The following is a 19,501-nucleotide window of genomic DNA, read 5'->3' as shown; positions in this document are numbered from 1 at the left end:
GAGTGAGAAAAATTCAGCGGCCCGCGCTCGCGCGGAACGCATCGAAACGCGAGCGTGCCGACGCGCCCGTCAGGTACACAGGCGCAATCGTTTCGATGCTGGCCGGCTCGAGTCCGAGCTCGGGCGCGAGCGGGCGGCTCAGCACGTTGTCGCGTTTCATGGAGTCGAGATTGTCGCGCGTGATGACCGGTTCGCCCGGCGCCATTTCGAAAGTCATGGCCTGCATGCGCGCGAGCGCTTGCGGCAGGCGAATGATGCTCGCGTGCCGGCCGATCACGTCGCCGCAGTATTTGACGAGTTCTTCGAGTGTATAGACGCTCGGGCCGCCGAGTTCATAGGTCTTGCCGCTGGCCGCGTCAAGATCGAGCACGTTCACGATTGCCTTGGCCACATCGCCGACATAGACCGGCTGAAACTTCGCGTCCGGCATGGCGAGCGGAATGACCGGAAAGATGCGCTGCAGAAACGCGAACTTGTTGAGGAACTGGTCTTCGGGACCAAACACCACGGAAGGCCGGAACACCGTCCACGCGAGGTTGGCCGCGTGCACCGCTTTCTCGCCGTCGCCCTTCGAGCGCGAATACATGCTCGGACCATTCGAATCCGCGCCGAGCGCGCTCAAGTGAATCAGCCGATGCACGCCCTTGCCTTCGCAAGCCGCGACGATGCGGGTGGGCAGCTCGACATGCGCGCGCGCAAATTCGGGACCGTATGGCGTGCGGCGCTTGCCGTGCAGCGTGCCGACCAGGTTGATCACGCAGTCCGCGCCTTCGACAAAGCGCGCGAGTTGAACCGGATCGAACACGTCGGCTTCGATCACGTCTATAGGCAAAAGCGTGAGATGGCGCGCGTTGTAGCGCCGCCGCGTGGCGATGCGCACGTCTTTGCCCATTTCGACGAGGGCGTTGACGAGATGGCTGCCGATGAAACCGGAACCGCCGATGATCGCAATGGCTTTATGTCGCATTTTCGACTCCCTGGTGGAAGCCGCGGCAACGGCTGGCGTGGCGCGCCGCTACCTCAGCAGGCAGCGGCGGCCCGGCGCTTACGGTGCGATGTAACCCAGACGCGCCTTCAGCGATTGCGGACGGCCTTCGAACAATGCCGCGTAGTAGACCGTGTTGGACAACACATTCTTAACGTAGTCGCGCGTTTCCTGGAACGGAATCGCCTCGGCGAAGATCGCGCCTTCAACCGGATGCTGCAATGACTGCCGCCAGTTGCGCGGACGGCCCGGTCCGGCGTTATAGCCCGCGGTGGCCAGTACGGCGGAACCATCGAACTGATTGTAGATCATCGACAGATAGTTCGTGCCGAGCAGAATGTTGGTGTTGATGTCGTTCATCTGCTCGCGCGAAATCGGGCCGAGGCCGATCTTCTTCGCGACCAGTTGCGCGGTGCCGGGCATCAATTGCATCAATCCGCCCGCGCCGACTTCGGAGCGCGCGTTGATGATGAAGCGCGATTCCTGACGAATCAGCCCGTATGCCCATTCCACGTCCAGACCGGTGGACTGCGCGTCGCGCTCCACGATGTCGCGGAACGGCGACAGATAACGCAGCGAAAAATCGTGTTCGGTTTTCGTGCGATCCGCCGTGTTGACGGTGCGGTCGTAGAGCTGGATGCGGCGTGCGTATTCCGCGGCGGCGAGCAGTTGACGGTCGCTCATGTTGCGCAGCGGCCAGTTCCATTCGCGATTGCCTTCCAGCCGCAGGTTCAGCGCATAGAAGCGCTGCGCGAGATCGAAACCGGGCGTGTTGCCGGCCTGCTGGATTTCGGAATCGGTGACCATGGTTTTGGGCGGCAGCGTGATCTTCTGGCCGAGCTCTTCTGCGGCGAGTTGGCCATAGAAGTTAAAGCCCTGCGAGATCGACTCGAATTCCTGGTTCGCTGTAGTGGTGTCGCCCGCCTGCTTGAGCGCGCGCGCATGCCAGTAGACCCACGACGGCTGGTTGCGCAGCACAGCCGGCATCTGTTCGATCGACCAGCGCACCATGTTCCAGTCGCCAGCCAGAAGCGCCGTGCGCGTGCGCCATTCGTACGCAGGGTTCGAGAGCGGCGCATTCGCCGACAGTCTGTACCAGTCCACCGCGCTCGGCATCTGCTTCGCGGCGGCCTGATAGGCAATCGTGCCCCAGCCGATGGCGCGCTCCGGAGAATTCAGCGAAGGCGCGACCGACGCGAAGGTGGCCGCTGCCATGGCCGGGTCGTTGCGCGCCATGCGCGTGATCGCGAGCAACGCGAGTTGGTGCGATTGCGGATCGGGACCGACACCGCGTGCGAGCAGCAGCGGCGGCGTATTCGCGGCCTGGCCGAACAGCACAGGATCGGGCGCCTGATTGCCGAGCGCGTCGACGAGCTTGCTGCCGGTGTTGGTGTAATTCTGTTCGTACGCGAGACGGATCTGCTGCCAGACGTCGTCGGTACTGAACTGCTTGTTGACGCCGAGCATGGTGATCAGGTCGACACAGCCGTCGCCGTACCATTTCGGATCGACGAGCAGCGCGCGCGCCGCGTCCGCGACATTTTCGCCGCGCGACGCACGCGATTCGAGCGCGTAGCACTTCACCTGGGTGTCGTCGTTCAGAACGAAACGCGCGTATTGCTGATCGAAGTTGCGCCAGTCGTGGCGCGTGCCGAGCACCGTCAGATAGTCGTTGCGCATGCGGTCTGCAATGGCCTGACCGTCGTATTTCTGCAGAAACGCGAGAACCGGCGCGTCAGGCGCGTCGACGCGCGCATGGCCGCCCGAATCGAAGAGCTGCGGCTTGATCTGGAAGTACTCCAGATAGGAAGGCGCCGGATAGCCCGGAATCATGCTTGCGAGCTGCACCGCACGGGCCGCGTCGTTATTGCGGGCGGCTTCACGCAACTGGACGAAAATCTGATCGTCGTTCGTGAGCTGCGAAATGGGAAGTGGCTTGACGGCTGACGCGGTGCTGCATGCAACGAGTGCGGCTGCGGCAAGCGCCATACCGGCCGCGCGATATACTCGATAAAGACTTTTTGACATCGTTGTTTCTGGAGCGCGAATTGAACCCAAGCATAGCATGCAACCCTGTGACGGAATCGAAAAAGGCTCTGCGTAGAATGCTATTGGAAGCAAGGCTGCAAGCGGCTTCCGAGCCGACGAAGAACACCGCGCTCGGGCGCCGCGTGCTCGACGCTTTGAAACATTTTGACGCGAAAAGCGTGGGGTTCTACTGGCCGCTCGCAGGCGAATTCGATGCGCGCACAGCGATCTCCCTGTGGCTGACCGGCGGCTCGCCGCGCGAGGCCAGTCTGCCGATCATCAGGGAACGCGGCTTGCCGCTGGAGTTCCACGCATGGTCGCCGGATACGCCGATGAAGATCGGCCATCACAAGATCGCGGAGCCAGCAACCGAACGCTTAGTGATCCCCGAGCTGCTGCTCGTGCCGTGCGTGGGTTTCGACGCCGACGGCTATCGCCTCGGCTACGGCGGCGGCTATTACGACCGCACGCTCGCCGGCTGGCCCGGTGCGGCGAGGCCGATCACCGTGGGTGTCGCGTATGAAGCGTGCCGCACGGCGGCGCTCGAGCGCGAGGCGCATGACATTCCGCTCGACATGATCGTCACGGAGACGGGTCTGCATACGCGGTCGGCTGGTTAGGCATACGTGAACCGCACAGCGCGCCCGCATTCACGCGAGGCGCGCGATGCACGCGATGTCCACGCAAACGCGAGGCCGCGCGCCGCCGCACAACCCCGCACTTCTTCCTTATAACGACGCCGCCGCGCGTGCGGCCGTGTCGTACATTCCGGACGCATTGCGCATCAACTGCGCCGCCTCGCCGATCTGCTCGTTGGTGAGGCCGCTTTCTTTCAGCGTCGAAATCAGGCAGCTCTCGCGCACCTCGCGGTACTTCAGGCACAGCGCGCGGCCGGCCTCGGTCGCCGAAAAGAACACTTCCTTGCCGGTCTTTTCGCTTTTTACATACCCTCTAGCTACGAGCTTCTTCAACGCATAGGTCGCGACGTGCGTGTCTTCGATGTTGAGCACGAAGCAGATGTCGGCCAGCTTCTTGCGGCGTTCGCGATGACTCACGTGATGCAGCAACGAGACTTCGATGGCGGTCATGTCCTTTTCCCCGGCCGCCGACATGCAGCGCACCATCCATCGGTTGAATGCGTTGCCGGCCATGATGAGCGCGTACTCGAGCTCGGACAGCTCCGCGCTCGTATCGGACACGAGGTGTTCCGACGAGACGATCTTGGTGGGATGCCGCGACATGTGAAATTCTCAGGAAACGGAATGGAGAGTGTCCGGAGTGTACGACGAGCGGCCTCGCGCGGCGAGCCTGGCGAAAACTCTTATTGAGAAATTGTTGATATTTTATTGACAATGTATGCTCCAGACACCGCGCAACGGTCTTGCCATGGTTTTGTCCACGGTGCGCAGTGCAGAACTCTTCGACTTCTTCGGGTCTTCAAGCCATGAGCCAACCCAAAATCTTTCCGCTCGGCGATGCCGCGCTGGTCTGCGAGGCGCCTGCGCCGGCGACGCTCGACTGCCAGCGCCGCGTGTGGGCGGCCGCCGAACTCGCGCGTGACTGGCCGCATGTGCTTGAAGTGGTGCCGGGCATGAACAATCTGACGCTTGTATTCGACCCGCTCGAAGCCGACCGCGACGCGCTGTCGAGCCGCTTGCAGCAAGCGTGGAACGCAGCCGGCGAAGCGCCCACGGCAGGCCGCGACGTCGAAATTCCGGTGCAGTACGGCGGCGAGTTCGGCCCCGACCTCGGCGCGGTGGCGAATCACACGGGCTTGAGCGTGCGCGAAGTGATCGAGCGCCATTCGGGTGGTCAGTACGTGGTGTTTTTCCTCGGCTTCCAGCCGGGCTTCGCCTATATGGGCGGGCTCGAAGCGGCGCTGCACACGCCGCGCCGCGCGTCGCCGCGGCTCGAAGTGCCGGCGGGTTCGGTCGGCATCGGCGGCGAGCAGACGGGCATCTACCCGGCCATTTCGCCCGGCGGCTGGCAACTGATCGGCCGCACGGAACTGCCGCTTTTCGATCCGGCGCGCCGCCCGCCCACCCTGCTACAGCCGGGCGACCGCGTGCGCTTCACCATCGCGGGGATACACGCATGATCGACGTGATTCGCGCAGGTCTTCTGACCACCATTCAGGACCTCGGCCGCCACGGCTACCGGCATCTCGGCGTGGCGATGGGCGGAGCGCTGGACCGCCTGTCGCTGGAAGTCGGCAACCGGCTCGTCGGCAACCGGCCTGACGCGGCCGGCCTCGAAATCACCTTCGGCCCAACCGTGCTGCGTTTTCTGCGCGCGACGCGGGTCGCCATCACCGGAACGGAATTCGGCGCGACGCTCGACGGCAAGCCGGTCTATTCCTGGTGGAGCCTGCCGGTCAAGGCCGGCCAGGAACTGGTGCTGAACGCGGCCAAGCGCGGCATGCGCGGCTATGTGTGCATCGCGGGCGGCATCGACGTACTGCCGATGCTCGGCTCGCGCAGCACGGACCTCGCCGGCCGCTTCGGCGGTCTCGGCGGCCGGGCGCTGCGCGACGGCGACCGCGTGCCGCTCGGCGCGCCGCCGCAGCGCGGCCAGGTCGGCTTCTCGCCTGAAGCGCCGGAGTTCGGCGTGAAGGCGCCCGCGTGGTGCAAGTTCGTGCTCGTCGACGAGCCGCTGCGGCGCGGCCGTCACCCGAGCGGCGTGCCTTGGGCGGTGCCGATTCGCGTGCTGCGCGGCCCGGAATACGACAGCTTCACCGAAGAAGCGCAGGAGTCGTTCTGGTCCGACGAGTGGCTCGTCACGCCGAACAGCAACCGCATGGGCTACCGGCTCGCCGGCAGCGAACTGAAACGCAGACAGAAGGCCGACCTGCTGTCGCACGCGGTTTTGCCGGGCACGATTCAGGTGCCGCCGAACGGCCAGCCCATCGTGCTGATGAGCGACGCGCAGACCACCGGCGGCTATCCGAAGATCGGCGCGGTCATCCAGGCTGACATGTGGAAACTCGCGCAGGTGCGGCTGAACGCGGCGGTGCGCTTCATCCCGACCACAGCTTACGAGGCGCGCCAGGCGTTGCTCGAAGAGCGCACCTATTTGCGGCAGATAGACGCCGCTATCGCCATGCATGAAGAGCGTTGCGCACGCCAGATGGCCGTCGCAACGTTGTGACTGGCAAGAACTGAGTAGAGGAACATCATGGAAATCGATCTGAACGCCGATCTCGGCGAAGGCTGCGGCTCCGACGAGGCGCTGCTCGACCTCGTCAGTTCCGCGAACATTGCGTGCGGATGGCATGCGGGCGGTGCGAAGGCGATGCGCGACTGCGTGCGCTGGGCGGTGCAGAAAGGCGTGTCGATCGGTGCGCATCCGAGCTTCAACGATCCCGAGAATTTCGGCCGCAAGGAAATGGACTTGCCGGCGAGTGAAATCTACGCGGGCGTGCTGTATCAGCTCGGCGCACTGTCGGCGATCGCGCAGGCCGAGGGCGGGCGCATCGCACACGTCAAGCCGCATGGCGCGCTTTACAACCAGGCCGCGCGCGACCCGAAGATCGCGGATGCAATCGTTTCGGCCGTGCATGACTTCGACCCGTCGGTGGCGGTGTTCGCGCTCGCCAACAGCGGGCTCGTGACGGCCGCGCGCGAGGCGGGCTTGACCGCCATCGAAGAAGTCTTCGCCGATCGCGGCTATCGCGCCGACGGCTCGCTGGTGCCGCGCAAGGAACCGGGCGCGCTGCTCGACGATGAAGACGAGGTGCTCGAACGCACGCTCGCGATGGTGCGCGAGCAGCGTGTGCGCGCCGTCGACGGCCAGTGGGTGCCGCTCCACGCGCAGACCATTTGTCTGCACGGCGACGGCCCGCACGCGCTCGCGTTTGCCCGACGCATCCGCAGCGCGCTCGAAGAGGCCGGTATCGAAGTGCATGCGGCCGGCGCCGCCAGCGTCTGACGCCGGCGAGAGTCTCTTCCGATCATGCCTTGAAGGTCCAACCAACGCCCCGCTCCACGCGGGGCGTTCGCCAGGTGCGGGAGGCTTGGGCGTGATTTGCCGTCCTCGCCTCCGCAGTCGATTTTTTATCGCAGTTGCAGTTAGTAGTCGCAGATGAAGTTGCAGTGCGTAGCAACGCGGCCGCCAAGAGCCGCGGAAACAAGACGGCGCGCGGATCGCCACGCGTCGGCCCATGTTGGCCGCCACAAGCGGCGAGGTTGAAACCTGTTTGGAGATCCAGATGCAGACAACAGTCAGTTTATGGCCGCTCATCGGCGTGGCCATCATCATCGTTGGCTTTTTATTGCGGTTCAATCCGATGCTGATCGTGGCGGTTGCCGCCATCGGCACAGGGCTCGCCGCGCACTTCCCGCCTGAGAAAATCCTCGCGGAGATCGGCACCGGCTTCATCAAGACGCGCAACATTCCGTTGATCATTCTGCTGCCGCTCGCGGTGATCGGCCTGCTCGAACGGCACGGCCTGCGCGAGCGCGCGCAGACCTGGATCAGCGGCATCAAGGCCGCCACGGCCGGGCGTCTGCTGATCGTTTATCTGCTCGTGCGCGAACTGACCGCGGCGGTCGGTCTGACGGGTCTCGGCGGGCATCCGCAGATGGTGCGTCCGCTCATCGCGCCGATGGCCGAAGGTGCGACCGAAACGCGTTTCGGCAAGATCAGCGACGCGGTGCGCTTCAAGCTGCGGGCCTTCTCGGCGGCCACGGACAACGTGGGTCTCTTTTTCGGCGAAGACATTTTCGTCGCGTTCGGCGCGATCGTGCTAATGACCACCTTCCTGAAGGAAGCGGGCATCATCGTCGAGCCGATTCATGTGGCGGTGTGGGGCATTCCCACTGCTGTCTGCGCGTTCCTGATTCACGGCTTGCGCCTGTATCTGCTCGACCGCAAGCTCGACCGCGAATTGCGCGGCAATGCCAACGCGGGTAACGCCGCCGTATCGCCGGCGCAATCGGCTGCAGGAGACAAAGCATGACGCTCACCATTACCTATCTGTTCTGGCTGCTGGGCGTGGTGCTGCTGATCATCGGCGGCATGATCGTCACCGACAAGGAGCATCCGCGCCGCCTCACGGCCGGCGGTTTCTGGATTCTCTACGCGCTGATCTTTCTGATCGGCGACAAGCTGCCGCCCGCCGTAGTCGGCGCCGCGGTGATCGTCATGGCGTTGATCGCCGGCTTTGGCGGCGTCACCGCGGGCAAGCCCAAAGTGCTGTCGCTCGAAGCGCGCAAGGCGAGCGCCGCGCGCCTTCGCAACAAGCTCTTCGTGCCTGCGCTGACGATTCCGGTGATCACGGTGATCGTCACGTTGTCGGCGAGCCACCTGGTGTTCGGCGGCATGCCGCTAATCGAAAAGGCCAACGTCACGCTGATCGGCTTCGGCATTGGCTGCGTGATCGCGCTCGCCATTGCGTGCGTGCTGACGCGCGACACCGTCGGCCAGTCGATGAAGGAAGCGCGCCGCCTCGTCGACGCGCTTTCGTGGGCCGCGGTGCTGCCGCAGATGCTCGGCATGCTGGGCCTCGTGTTTTCGGATGCGGGCGTCGGCAAGGCCGTCGCGCACGTGACCACCGCGTACATCAGCCTCGATTACCGCTTCATTGCGGTGGCCGTGTACTGCATAGGCATGGCGCTCTTCACGATGGTGATGGGCAACGGCTTTGCCGCTTTCCCGGTGATGACGGGCGGCGTCGGCGTACCGATCCTGGTCGGCGTGTTCCACGGCAACCCGGCCGTCATGGTGGCGATCGGCATGTTCTCCGGCTACTGCGGCACGCTGATGACGCCAATGGCCGCCAACTTCAACATGGTGCCGGCGGCGCTGCTCGAACTGCCGGATAAGAACGCGGTGATCAAGGTGCAGATTCCGACTGCGCTGACGCTGCTGGTGGTGAACATCTTCCTGCTTAACTTCCTGATGTTCATGTAAGACATTGCAGTAAAAAACCAGCAGTTTCCGGTGTGTCGCGCGACGTTTCCGCGGCACACCGGCGAAGCGCCTCGAACAGGAAAAACCTGCAACGGAAATGGGATGCATCCGAACGTCGGCCCATGAGACCGACCATAAGATGCAGGACGATCTCCCATCCACACGCGCGGGCGCGTGCAACGCGCGCCGCCGTGGTTCTTCCTGCAGGCTTCCATGGAACGTCAATCACAGCGTCCCGGCGGACGCACCGCGCCGCCACCGCCGTCCAACGTCGCTTCGCTCGTCAATGCCGCGCTCGACGCGCATCAGGCCGGCCGCCTCGGCACCGCCGACTCCATCTACCGTGAAATCCTCGCGCTGGACCCCGCCAATACCCGCGCCTTGCATTACTTTGGCGTACTGCACTATCAGCGCGGACAGCACGAAGCAGCCGCCACGCTCATGAGCCAGGCGCTCAAGCACGACCGGCAGGACGCGGCCTGCTGGAGCAACCGCGGCCTCGCCGCCGCCGCGCTCGGGCGTCTGGAAGAAGCCACCATCTGTTATGACCAGGCGTTGCAGCTACAGCCCGATTTCGCCGATGCGCGCAACAACTTCGGCGTGGCCTTGCAGGCACAAGGCGCGTTCAATGACGCGGTCGAACAGTACCGGCTGGCCATTACGTCGAACCCCGCACTCGTCGACGCGCACCTGAACCTCGGCACGGCGCTCGGCAAGCTTGGCCGTTTCACGGAAGCGCTCGCATGTTATCGCGACGCGTTGCTGCTTGATCCGGCGTCGGCGGAGGCGCACTTCAACGCGGGCAATGCGTACAACGCGCAGGGCCAGCATGAGGCCGCGGTGGCCAGCTTCGAGCGCGCGCTCGCGCTCAAGCCGGATTACGCCGAGGCGCACGTCAACCTGGGCAGCGCCGTCGGCAAGCGCGGGGACTATGCGGGTGCCGAGGCGCATTACCGGCGCGCGGTCGCGCTGAAGCCGAATCCCACCAACCTGGTGTGCCTCGGCGGATCGCTCGGCGCACAGGGGCGGCTCGACGAAGAAGAAGCGTTCTATCGCAAGGCCCTGGCGCAAGATCCGAACTACGCGGATGCGCATCAGAACCTCGCATGGCTGCTCCTCAAGCAGGGCGACTACCGGCAAGGCTGGGCCGAGTTTGCGCGGCGCTGGCGCAAGAGCGATTACGACGCGCTCGCGGTGGCAGGCGTGGCCGAATGGCGCGGCGAGCCGCTCGAAGGGCGCCGCTTGCTGATCGTCGGCGAGCAGGGTTTCGGCGACCACTTCCAGTTCCTGCGCTACGCGCGCGTGCTGCACGAACGCGGCGCGATAGTGGATGTATGCGCGCGCGAGCCCTTGCTACGTCTTGCGGAACGGGTGCCCGGCGTGCATCGCGCGTTCGCCGGCAAGCCGGGCGCGGAATACGACTTCTGGGTGCCGATGATGAGCGTGCCGTCATGCGTCGGCACGGAACTCGCCATCATTCCGGCGGCAGTACCGTACCTGTTCGCAGACAACGCGAAGGTGGAGGCCTGGCGAAAGAAGCTGGAGACAAGCGGCAACACGAACCGCAAGATCGGGCTGGTATGGGCGGGCAGCCCCACGTTCGGCAACGACCGCTATCGGTCGATGGCGCTTTCGGACCTGCATCCGATTGCCGATGCCGCAAATGTGAGTTGGTATCCGTTGCAAAAAGGCCCGGCGCACGCGCAACTGGCCGACGCACCGCAGGCGTTGCGCGCGCATGACTTCAGCGATGAGCTGGACGACTTCGAGGACACCGCTGCGCTCATCGTGAACCTTGACCTGGTAATTGCCGTCGATACCGCCGTCGCCCATCTGGCCGGCGCGCTCGGCAAACCGGTGTGGCTGCTGCTGCCGGCCAATTCCGACTGGCGCTGGCTGCAAGCCCGCAGCGACTCGCCGTGGTATCCGGGAATGCGGCTCTTCAGGCAGCAGGTGTTGGGGGAATGGGCGGGCGTCGTGAGCGAAGTGGTGCGAGCATTGAAAGGCATGGAGCGAGCGCCGTAGCCCTCGCTTCGTGTCAGCCCGCCTCCACCACGAAGCCGTGCTGGCGCAGCAACTGCAGCACGCCTTTGCGTCCGCCGAGATGCAACGCGCCAATCGCCACAAACACCGGCTTGTTCGGCGCAGCGATCTGCAGCATCCGCGAGACAAAACGCCGGTTGCGCGCATAGACGATTCTCTCGTCAATCGAATCTGAAACGCGCTTGTCGCGCGCCAGCTTTTCCGCTTTCGCGGCCTCCCACGCGGCGATCGCATCGGCATCGCCCACACGCCACAGGCGGTGCAAGGTGCGTACGTCTTCGACGTTTTGCGCCGGCGTCTGCACGAGGTCCTGCGCGAGCATTTCACGTTGCTGCGCGAGCGTGAGACCGGTGAACGCGCGCATCTGCTGCGGCAACGTCTCCAGACCGACAATTTTGCCGCGTGTGCGCAGATAAACGTTCTGCAATTGCGCCTCCGTGCCGTATTCGGTCTGCAAACCGGCGCTCAACGAATCGTAGGTTTCCACCAGCAGCGAGGCGAGCCACGGCCGCATCTTCTTGATTTCATCCAGCGCCGCGGGATTGCCGCGCAGACGCAACGCGAGCTTGCGCCACAGCGGCTCGGGCAGCAAGCCAGGCAGACAGTCGCGCCGACATACGCCGTACTTCGAGACGTCGTCTTGCGAGACGAGCAGTTCGTCGGGCGAGAGCTCCAGTGCGAGTGTCGGCGAGGCGGCCAGGGCGCCCATGATCGGCGGACGAAACGGCTGGGGCGCCGGATAGTCGGCGGGATCGCCCACATGCAGCGTGCCGAGCACGTAAACGGTCGTGGTGCCGCGCGTCGCGACATAGAACGGCATGCGCGCCGGCTGCAAACGCACGGGACCGCTCGCAGTCGTGCCCGGCGTAGCGGGCGGCGGATTGAAGCCGGGCAGCGCGGCGCGCGGCGGCGGCGAATGCGGCAGCGGGACCGTCGGGCGCGCACCTTTGGCGCTGGCATCGGTGGATACAGCAGGGGTATTGGCCGCCGCGCCGGCCGCATGGACGGCATCCGACAGCACGGCACAGCAACAGAAAACGCCGACGAGCGCGGCACCGTTCAGTGCGCGCGCCCGTAAGCGTGGCATGAAGGCAGCGCGGCGGCCGCCTTCACGCGAGCGGCGCGCAGGACGACGCGCCGCCAGCGCATCAGGCATCCACGTCCCCCACCTCCTCGGCGCGGTGACACGACACCAGACGGCCATCCACTTCACGCAGCTTCGGTTCCTCGCTGCGGCAGCGGTCGATCACATACGGGCAGCGTTGATGGAACGTACAACCCGACGGCGGATTCAGCGGCGACGGCATTTCACCTTGCAGCTTGATCTTGATGGTGCGATCCGCTTCGAAGATGGACGGCGTCGCCGACATCAACGCGCGCGTGTATGGATGCCGCGGCTTCGAGAAAATCCGCTTCTTGTCACCGAGTTCCGCCACGCCGCCGAAGTACATCACCATCACGTCGTCAGCAATATGCTCGACTACCGACAGATTGTGCGAGATGAACACGTAGCTGGTCTTGAACTCCTGCTGCAGATCCATGAAGAGATTCAGAATCTGCGCCTGGATGGACACGTCGAGCGCTGACACGGGCTCGTCGGCAACCACGATCTGCGGGTCCAGAATCATCGCGCGCGCAATCGCTACACGCTGACGCTGGCCGCCCGAGAACATATGCGGATAACGCTTTGCATGTTCTGGACGCAGACCGACCGTGCGCATCATCTGCGCGATGCGTTCTGCGCGTTCTGTTGCGCTCAGTTGCGTGTTGATGGCAAGCGGTTCGCCCAGCGTCTGCTCGACCGTCTTGCGCGGATTGAGCGACGCAAACGGGTTCTGGAACACCATCTGCACGCGCCGCCGCAGCGCGGCGATCTTCGCGTGATCGGCGCCGGCCACGTCTTCACCGTCGATCAAAAGACGGCCCGCACTGGGCGATTCGATCATGGTTAGCTGGCGCGCGAGCGTCGATTTGCCGCAGCCGGATTCGCCGACCACCGCGAGGGTCTTGCCGCGTTCGAGCGCGAACGACACGCCGTTCAGCGCCTTGACCGTGCCCGTTGCGAACATGCCGCGCTTGACCGTGTAGTAACGCGCGAGCTTGTCGGCGACCAGCACGTGATCGCCCGCATGGTCCGACTGGCGCCGCGTTTCGGGTACTGCATTCATCGTGCGCCTCCATGGGTGTGAACGTTCGCGTCGCCGGCGAGGTTCAGGGGTTTGATGCAGCGCACGCGCGCGACTTCGGCGTGACCTTGCATGGGCGCGAGCGCGGGGCGTCCCTTGTTGCAGTCGTCGACCATGTACTTGCAGCGCGGCGCAAAGAGACAGCCTTTCGGACGATCGTCGCGCCCCGGCACCATGCCCGGCAGCGCGGCGAGCCGCACTGCGCCCACGTTGTGCTCGGGAATCGCGGCGAGCAGTGCTTCCGTGTACGGATGATGAGGCGCCGCGAAGATGTCCGGCACCTTGTTGGTTTCGATCACTTCGCCAGCGTACATGACCGCAACGCGCTGCGCGACTTCGGACACCACCGCGAGGTCGTGCGAGATCAGCACGAGCGCCATGCCGCGCTCTTTCTGCAAGCGCATCAGCAGTTCCATGATCTGCGCCTGGATCGTCACGTCGAGCGCGGTGGTCGGCTCGTCGGCGATCAGCAGCTTCGGGTTGCAGGCAATCGCCATCGCAATCATCACGCGCTGATTCATGCCGCCCGACATCTGATGCGGAAACGCACCAATGCGGCTCTTCGCGTCCGGAATGCCGACCTGGTCGAGCAGTTCGAGCGCGCGTTTGTCGAGCGCGGCGCCGCGCAGGCCTTCGTGCAGCTTCAGCACTTCCTTGATCTGATAGCCGACCGTGTAGCTCGGGTTGAGACTGGTAAGCGCGTCCTGGAACACCATCGCGATATCTTTGCCGATGATCTTGCGGCGTTCCTTCGCCGATGCCTTCAGCAGATCGCGGCCGTTGAACGTGATTTCGTCGGCGGTGACCTTGCCGGGCGCGTCGATCAGGCCCATCAGCGCCATCATCGTCACGCTCTTGCCGGAGCCCGATTCGCCGACGACGCCGAGCACTTCACCCGGCGCGACGTCGAGATTGATACGGTCGACAGCGGGCAAGCCGTTGAAGTTCACCGCGAGATTGCGGATGGTCAGTAGGTTATTGCTCATTTATGCCATCCGTTTGAGTTTCGGATCGAGTGCGTCGCGCAGCCCGTCGCCGAGCAGGTTGATCGCGAGCACCGAGATCAGGATGGACAAACCAGGCATCGTGACGATCCACCATGCGCTGTCGATGTAGTCGCGCGCCGAAGCAAGCATGGCGCCCCACTCCGCCGACGGCGGTTGCACGCCGAGGCCGAGAAAGCCGAGCGCGGCCGCGTCCAGAATCGCCGACGAAAAGCCGAGCGTGGCCTGCACGATCAATGGCGCCGTGCAGTTGGGCAGCACTTGCGAGAACATCAGGCGCAACGTGCCGGCGCCCGCCACGCGCGAAGCCGTCACGTATTCCTTCTGCAACTCGCCTTGCGCCGACGCGCGCGTCAAACGCACGTAGCCAGGCAATGCAACGATCGCAATCGCCAGCATCGTATTGACGAGGCCGGGACCAATGATCGCGACGACCGCGACTGCGAGCAGCAGCGAAGGCAGCGCGAGCAGCACGTCCATGATGCGCATGATCGGCGTGTCGGCCCATTTCTCGAAGAATGCCGCGATGAGCCCGAGCACGATGCCCGGAATCAGCGCGAGCACCACTGAAACGAAGCCGATCCAGAACGACAGCCGCGCGCCGTACATCAGACGCGAGAGGATGTCGCGGCCCGCTTCGTCGGTGCCGAGAATGAACTTCCAGTTGCCGCCTTCAAGCCATGCCGGCGGAATCTTCACGAACTCGCGGTACTGTTCGATCGGGCTATGCGGCGCGATGAGCGGCGCGAAAATCGCCACGACGATCAACAGCAGGACGACGATTCCGGCGCCGACCGCGCCGCGATTACGCGAAAAATTTGCCCAGAACTCGCGGGCGGCGATAGCGCGGCCACTCGGCGGAGTGACTGCGGTGGGGACTGTGTTTTGGATGTCTGCCATCATGCCTCCCGCAGAGCCGCCTCAAGGGAGGCATGCGCCCCCTCGGGGGGCAGCGAACGTGAGTGAGCGTGGGGGTTCATGTAATCACCTCGTATGGCGGATGCGCGGGTTGAGCACGCCGTACAGCAGATCGACGACGAGATTCACGAAAATCACCAGCGTGGCGATCATCAGGATGCCGCCCTGCACGACCGGATAGTCGCGGCGGCCAATTGCGTCGATCAGCCACTTGCCGATGCCGGGCCACGAAAACAGCGTCTCCGTCAGCACGGCGCCCGCGAGCAACGTGCCGACCTGCAGACCGATCACCGTCACGACCGGAATCAGCGCATTGCGCAACGCATGCACGACGATCACACGGCCTGGCGACAAACCCTTCGCGCGAGCGGTGCGGATGTAGTCCTCGCGCAGCACTTCGAGCATCGAAGAGCGCGTCATGCGCGCGACGACCGCGAGCGGAATCGTGCCGAGCACGATGGCCGGCAGGATCAGATGGCTCAATGCGGATTTGAACGCGCCTTCGTCGGTGGACATCATCGCGTCGATCAGCATGAAGCCGGTCACGTGCGGAATGTCGTATTCGACCGCGATGCGGCCCGACACCGGCGTCCAGCCGAGCTTCACCGAGAACACCATGATGAGGATCAAGCCCCACCAGAAGATCGGCATCGAATAGCCGGTGAGCGCCGTGCCCATCACGCCGTGATCCACGGCCGTGCCGCGCCTGAGCGCCGCGAACACGCCCGCCGGCAGGCCGACGACGAGCGCAAACAGCATCGCGCAGATCGACAGTTCAACGGTGGCGGGGAAGCGGGCGAGAAATTCGCCCATGACGCTGGTGTTGGTGATGATGGAGGTGCCGAGGTCGCCATGCAGCGCGCGACCGATGTAGTGGACATACTGCATGGGCAGCGGTTCGTCGAGCCCTAGCCGGTGCATGGCAGCGGCATGCATGGCGGGATCGACGCCGCGCTCGCCCATCATCACTTCGATGGGATCGCCCGGTATGAGGTGAATCAGCGCGAATGCAAGGATCGTGATGCCGATGAACGTCGGTATCACCATGCCTATGCGGCGCAAAACAAAGCGGAACATGGTTCGTCCCTATGGTCTTGATGAAGAAAAAACGCAACCGGCGACGAGGGCTCGTGACCCCGGTCGCCGGACCATTTCGACCAGTTTTCTAACCGTGCGAAAAGCGTACTGCGCGAATTTTACGACTTGCCCGACATGTTGCCGGGTGCCTTACTTGACGCTGACGCCGTCGAAGCGGGCATAGCCGAGCGGCTCGATGCGCATATCGACCACCTTCTTGCTGACAGGCTGATAAACGGTCGAGTGAGCGATCGGCGAAAACGGCAGTTGCTGCGCGAAAATCTGCTGCGCCTGCGTGTATGCCGTGGTGCGCGCGCCCTGATCGGACGTGGAGCGGCCCTTCTGGATCAGGTCGTCGAACGGCTTGTAGCACCACTTGGAGAAGTTGTTGCCGTTCACCGCTTCGCAGCCGAGCAGCGTGCCGAGCCAGTTGTCCGGATCGCCATTGTCGCCCGTCCAGCCGATCAGCATCGTGTCGTCCTCACCTGCGTGAGCGCGCTTGATGTACTCACCCCACTCGTATGTGACAATCTTCGCCTTCACGCCGATCTTGGCCCAGTCGGCCTGGATCATTTCCGCCATCAGGCGCGCGTTCGGGTTGTAGGCGCGTTGCACCGGCATTGCCCAAAGCGTGATGTCGAAGCCGTTGGGATAACCGGCCTTCGCCAGCAGCGCCTTGGCCTTTTCGGAGTCGAACGATGCGGCCTTCAGGTTCTTGTCATAGGACCATTGGGTCGGCGGCATTGGGTTCGTGGCGGCCTGGCCGGCGCCCTGATACACCGAGTCGATGATCGCCTTCTTGTTGATCGCCATATCGAGCGCCTGACGCACTTCGACCTTGTCGACCGGCTTATGCGATACGTTGTACGCGAGATAGCCGAGGTTGAAGCCCGGCTGTGAGGGCATCGCGATGTTGGCTTCCGACTTGAGCGGCGCGATGTCGGCGGGACGCGGATAGCTCATCACCTGGCATTCGTCGCGCTTCAGTTTCTGCACGCGCACGCCGGCGTCCGGCGTGATCGAGAAGATCAGCTTCGAGATCTTGACCGCGTTCGGCTTCCAGTAATCCGGATTGCCGTCGAAACGGATGGTCGCGTCTTTGGTATAGCTGCGGAAGATGAACGGGCCCGTGCCGACCGGGAACTGGTTGATGTCCGCGGCCTTGCCGGCCTTCAGCAACTGGTCGCCGTATTCGGCGGACAGGATCGACGCATACTCCATCGCCATGTTCTGGATGAACGGCGCGTTGACTTCCTTCAGCGTGAACTTGACCGTGTACGGATCGACCTTTTCGACTTTGGTGATCAGCTTGTCGAGGCCCATGTCGGTGAAGTACGGGAACTGCACCGCGTACGCCTTGCGGAACGGCTGATTCGTGTCGAGCATGCGCTCGAACGTGAACACGACGTCGTCCGCGTTGAATTCGCGCGTGGGCTTGAAGAACGACGTGGTCTGGAACTTCACGCCATGACGCAGATGGAACGTGTACGTCTTGCCGTCTGCGGAGACGTCCCACTTTTCGGCGAGGCCCGGTTCGACCTTGGTGCCGCCGCGCTCGAACTCGACGAGCCGGTTATAGACGGTGAACGTGTTGGCCGTGAAATCGGTGCCCGTGGTGTATTGGGCCGGATCGAAACCCGCGGGGCTGCCTTCTGAGCAGTAGACCAGGGTTTTGTTCGGAATCTCAGCCCGCGCGACGCTTGCGCCCAGCATCGATGCCGCTGCAGCTGCGACGAGCGTCGTAACACGCGCGGCGCGCAACAGATTGTTTTGCTTCATGTTTCCTCCAGGTTCGGGGCTGGCTGACGCCAGCGTAGCGCGATATTACTGAGCTTTCCCCGGTGTCACAAGCAGAGGAAATTATCCGCGACGCCGTTGCCAGCGCACCTCGGCGGATATTTAGTAGCCTCTTTCGAATGACTTTCAGAGTAGGACATGGGCGGGATTCGTGGGGAATCCGTTGCGGTTGTACTGATTGGGGGTTTTGCGAACGGCGTCAGACAAAGACAACTTGCCAGAGCCGCCGCGCATTGATCCGCACGACGCTCTGGCAAGGACAAACATCAAAAAGGCGCCAGTGCTATGGCCGCTCAGCCCTTCAACCGCTCACAAATCGCCTTGGTCGCCGCCGCGCCATTGAGCGTATAGAAGTGCAAGCCCGGCACCTTCGCGTCGATCAGCCGTCGGCACAGGTCAGTCACGACGTCCAGCCCGAAGGCGCGGATCGACTCGCGGTCGTCGCCGAAGCTCTCTAGCCGGCGCGCGATCCAGCGCGGCACTTCCGCGCCGCACATCTCCGAAAAGCGCATAAGCTGCGAGAAGTTCGTGATCGGCATGATGCCCGGCACGATCGGCACGTCGACGCCGAGCTTCCTTGCGTCGTCGACGAAACGGAAGTACGCGTCCGCATTGAAGAAATACTGCGTGATCGCCGAATTGGCGCCGGCCTTCACCTTGCGGGCGAAGTTTTCCAGATCGTGACGCGGCGAGCGCGACTGCGGGTGGTATTCCGGATAGCCGGCCACCTCGATCCAGAACCAGTCGCCGAACTCGGCGCGGATAAAGCTCACCAGTTCCGACGCATAACGCAATTCGCCGACCTCGCCCATGCCGGACGGCAGATCGCCGCGCAGCGCGACGATATGGCGGATGCCATGCGCGCGGTACTGGTTGAGAATCGCGCGCAGGCTCTCTTTTGAAGAGCCGATGCACGACAGGTGCGGCGCGGCCTCGAGCCCTTCCTTCGCCATCTCGACGACGGTATCGAGCGTGCCCTGTTGCGTCGAGCCGCCGGCGCCGAACGTGACGGACACGAACTTGGGCTTGAGCAGCGCGAGTTGCGCACGCGTCGCGCGCAGCTTGTCGACGCCTTCCTGCGTCTTCGGCGGGAAGAATTCGAATGAAAGTTCGATCGGGTTCATGATTCAGTATGTCAACCGAGACTGCGGTTGCCGAAAATGAGCGCGGACAGCAGCCATGAAACGATGCTGTACAGAATCGAGCCGAAGAACGCCGACCAGAACCCCGATACTTCGAAACCCTTCAGCAGCGACGCGCACAGCCAGAAGCACAGCGCGTTGACCACCAGAATGAAGAGCCCGAGCGTGAGAATCGTGACGGGCAGCGTCAACAAGATCAGCACCGGCCGCAGGATCGTATTGATCAGGCCGAGCACCACCGCGACGATCAGCGCGGTGCCGAAACTGCGGATGTGGATCGACGGAACGAGGTAGGTGATGATCAGGAGCGCCAGCGCATTGATCAGCCAGGTCAGCAGCACGGTCATGTAAAGCTCCTTGCAGGCAGAATGTCCGGTAAACGATAGGGAGCGGGCATGCCGAAGAAAGCGG

The 19,501-nt window shown here is 63.8% G+C and carries 18 protein-coding genes; 7 read left to right on the top strand and 11 right to left on the bottom strand.

Annotated elements, in window-relative coordinates; genetic code table 11:
* Positions 1-13: 13 nt before the first annotated feature.
* Both A3AC_RS0108270 and A3AC_RS0108265 read right to left on the bottom strand, forming a co-directional pair.
* Positions 14-967: a complex I NDUFA9 subunit family protein gene (locus A3AC_RS0108270; RefSeq protein WP_025598305.1), complete on the bottom strand. Its 954-nt coding sequence runs from the start codon at positions 965-967 to the stop codon at positions 14-16.
* 78 nt (positions 968-1,045) lie between these two features.
* The gene (locus A3AC_RS0108265; RefSeq protein WP_025598304.1) at positions 1,046-3,013 is read right to left on the bottom strand and encodes a lytic transglycosylase domain-containing protein; all 1,968 of its coding nucleotides are present in this window, start codon (positions 3,011-3,013) and stop codon (positions 1,046-1,048) included.
* A gap of 77 nt (positions 3,014-3,090) precedes the next feature.
* Between A3AC_RS0108265 and A3AC_RS0108260 the strand changes: the two genes are divergently transcribed.
* Complete coding sequence (locus A3AC_RS0108260; RefSeq protein ID WP_025598303.1) at positions 3,091-3,633, top strand: 5-formyltetrahydrofolate cyclo-ligase; 543 nt, start codon at positions 3,091-3,093, stop codon at positions 3,631-3,633.
* A 108-nt stretch (positions 3,634-3,741) separates the two neighbouring features.
* Here A3AC_RS0108260 and A3AC_RS0108255 read toward each other — a convergent pair whose 3' ends face one another.
* Positions 3,742-4,254 (bottom strand): winged helix DNA-binding protein, encoded by a 513-nt coding sequence (locus A3AC_RS0108255; protein WP_013340794.1) that lies wholly within the window; start codon positions 4,252-4,254, stop codon positions 3,742-3,744.
* Between the two features lie 203 nt (positions 4,255-4,457).
* On the opposite strand from A3AC_RS0108255, the gene pxpB reads away from it, so the two are divergent.
* The 6 genes from pxpB to A3AC_RS0108225 all read left to right on the top strand — a co-directional run bounded on the left by pxpB (position 4,458) and on the right by A3AC_RS0108225 (position 10,948).
* Positions 4,458-5,111 (top strand): 5-oxoprolinase subunit PxpB, encoded by a 654-nt coding sequence (gene pxpB / locus A3AC_RS0108250; RefSeq protein ID WP_025598302.1) that lies wholly within the window; start codon positions 4,458-4,460, stop codon positions 5,109-5,111.
* Entirely contained in the window at positions 5,108-6,160 is a 1,053-nt protein-coding gene (locus A3AC_RS0108245) for a biotin-dependent carboxyltransferase family protein (protein ID WP_025598301.1), read from the top strand. Before pxpB ends, A3AC_RS0108245 begins: the two co-directional genes overlap by 4 nt.
* 27 nt (positions 6,161-6,187) lie before the next feature.
* Complete coding sequence (gene pxpA, locus A3AC_RS0108240) at positions 6,188-6,940, top strand: 5-oxoprolinase subunit PxpA (protein WP_025598300.1); 753 nt, start codon at positions 6,188-6,190, stop codon at positions 6,938-6,940.
* A gap of 280 nt (positions 6,941-7,220) precedes the next feature.
* Positions 7,221-7,970: a DUF969 domain-containing protein gene (locus A3AC_RS0108235; RefSeq protein WP_025598299.1), complete on the top strand. Its 750-nt coding sequence runs from the start codon at positions 7,221-7,223 to the stop codon at positions 7,968-7,970.
* Positions 7,967-8,923 (top strand): DUF979 domain-containing protein, encoded by a 957-nt coding sequence (locus A3AC_RS0108230; RefSeq protein WP_025598298.1) that lies wholly within the window; start codon positions 7,967-7,969, stop codon positions 8,921-8,923. Before A3AC_RS0108235 ends, A3AC_RS0108230 begins: the two co-directional genes overlap by 4 nt.
* 213 nt (positions 8,924-9,136) lie before the next feature.
* The gene (locus A3AC_RS0108225) at positions 9,137-10,948 is read left to right on the top strand and encodes a tetratricopeptide repeat protein (RefSeq protein ID WP_025598297.1); all 1,812 of its coding nucleotides are present in this window, start codon (positions 9,137-9,139) and stop codon (positions 10,946-10,948) included.
* 13 nt (positions 10,949-10,961) lie between these two features.
* Here the strand turns inward: A3AC_RS0108225 and A3AC_RS0108220 are convergent, their stop codons facing one another.
* The 8 genes from A3AC_RS0108220 to A3AC_RS0108185 form a co-directional block, all read right to left on the bottom strand.
* Entirely contained in the window at positions 10,962-12,122 is a 1,161-nt protein-coding gene (locus tag A3AC_RS0108220; RefSeq protein WP_025598296.1) for a TraB/GumN family protein, read from the bottom strand.
* The gene (locus tag A3AC_RS0108215) at positions 12,115-13,134 is read right to left on the bottom strand and encodes a peptide ABC transporter ATP-binding protein (RefSeq protein ID WP_025598295.1); all 1,020 of its coding nucleotides are present in this window, start codon (positions 13,132-13,134) and stop codon (positions 12,115-12,117) included. The genes A3AC_RS0108220 and A3AC_RS0108215 overlap by 8 nt, the downstream gene beginning before the upstream one ends.
* Positions 13,131-14,138, bottom strand: coding sequence for an ABC transporter ATP-binding protein (locus A3AC_RS0108210; RefSeq protein ID WP_025598294.1), 1,008 nt, complete (start codon positions 14,136-14,138; stop codon positions 13,131-13,133). Before A3AC_RS0108210 ends, A3AC_RS0108215 begins: the two co-directional genes overlap by 4 nt.
* Positions 14,139-15,056: an ABC transporter permease subunit gene (locus A3AC_RS0108205; RefSeq protein WP_025598293.1), complete on the bottom strand. Its 918-nt coding sequence runs from the start codon at positions 15,054-15,056 to the stop codon at positions 14,139-14,141.
* 84 nt (positions 15,057-15,140) lie between these two features.
* Positions 15,141-16,151: an ABC transporter permease subunit gene (locus A3AC_RS0108200; protein WP_025598292.1), complete on the bottom strand. Its 1,011-nt coding sequence runs from the start codon at positions 16,149-16,151 to the stop codon at positions 15,141-15,143.
* A gap of 150 nt (positions 16,152-16,301) precedes the next feature.
* Positions 16,302-17,930 carry an ABC transporter substrate-binding protein gene (locus A3AC_RS0108195; RefSeq protein ID WP_025598291.1) on the bottom strand — a complete coding sequence of 543 codons (1,629 nt, stop codon included), beginning with the start codon at positions 17,928-17,930 and terminating at the stop codon, positions 16,302-16,304.
* A gap of 311 nt (positions 17,931-18,241) precedes the next feature.
* Positions 18,242-19,072, bottom strand: coding sequence for a methylenetetrahydrofolate reductase [NAD(P)H] (gene metF, locus A3AC_RS0108190; RefSeq protein ID WP_025598290.1), 831 nt, complete (start codon positions 19,070-19,072; stop codon positions 18,242-18,244).
* An 11-nt stretch (positions 19,073-19,083) separates the two neighbouring features.
* Positions 19,084-19,437, bottom strand: coding sequence for a phage holin family protein (locus A3AC_RS0108185; protein WP_013340808.1), 354 nt, complete (start codon positions 19,435-19,437; stop codon positions 19,084-19,086).
* Positions 19,438-19,501 lie beyond the last annotated feature (64 nt).

The sequence above is a fragment of the Burkholderia sp. WSM2230 genome (assembly GCF_000472445.1).
Classification (GTDB): Bacteria; Pseudomonadota; Gammaproteobacteria; order Burkholderiales; family Burkholderiaceae; genus Paraburkholderia.
Note: the sequence above shows the minus strand (reverse complement) of the source record. Positions and strands in the feature narration are given on the sequence as shown.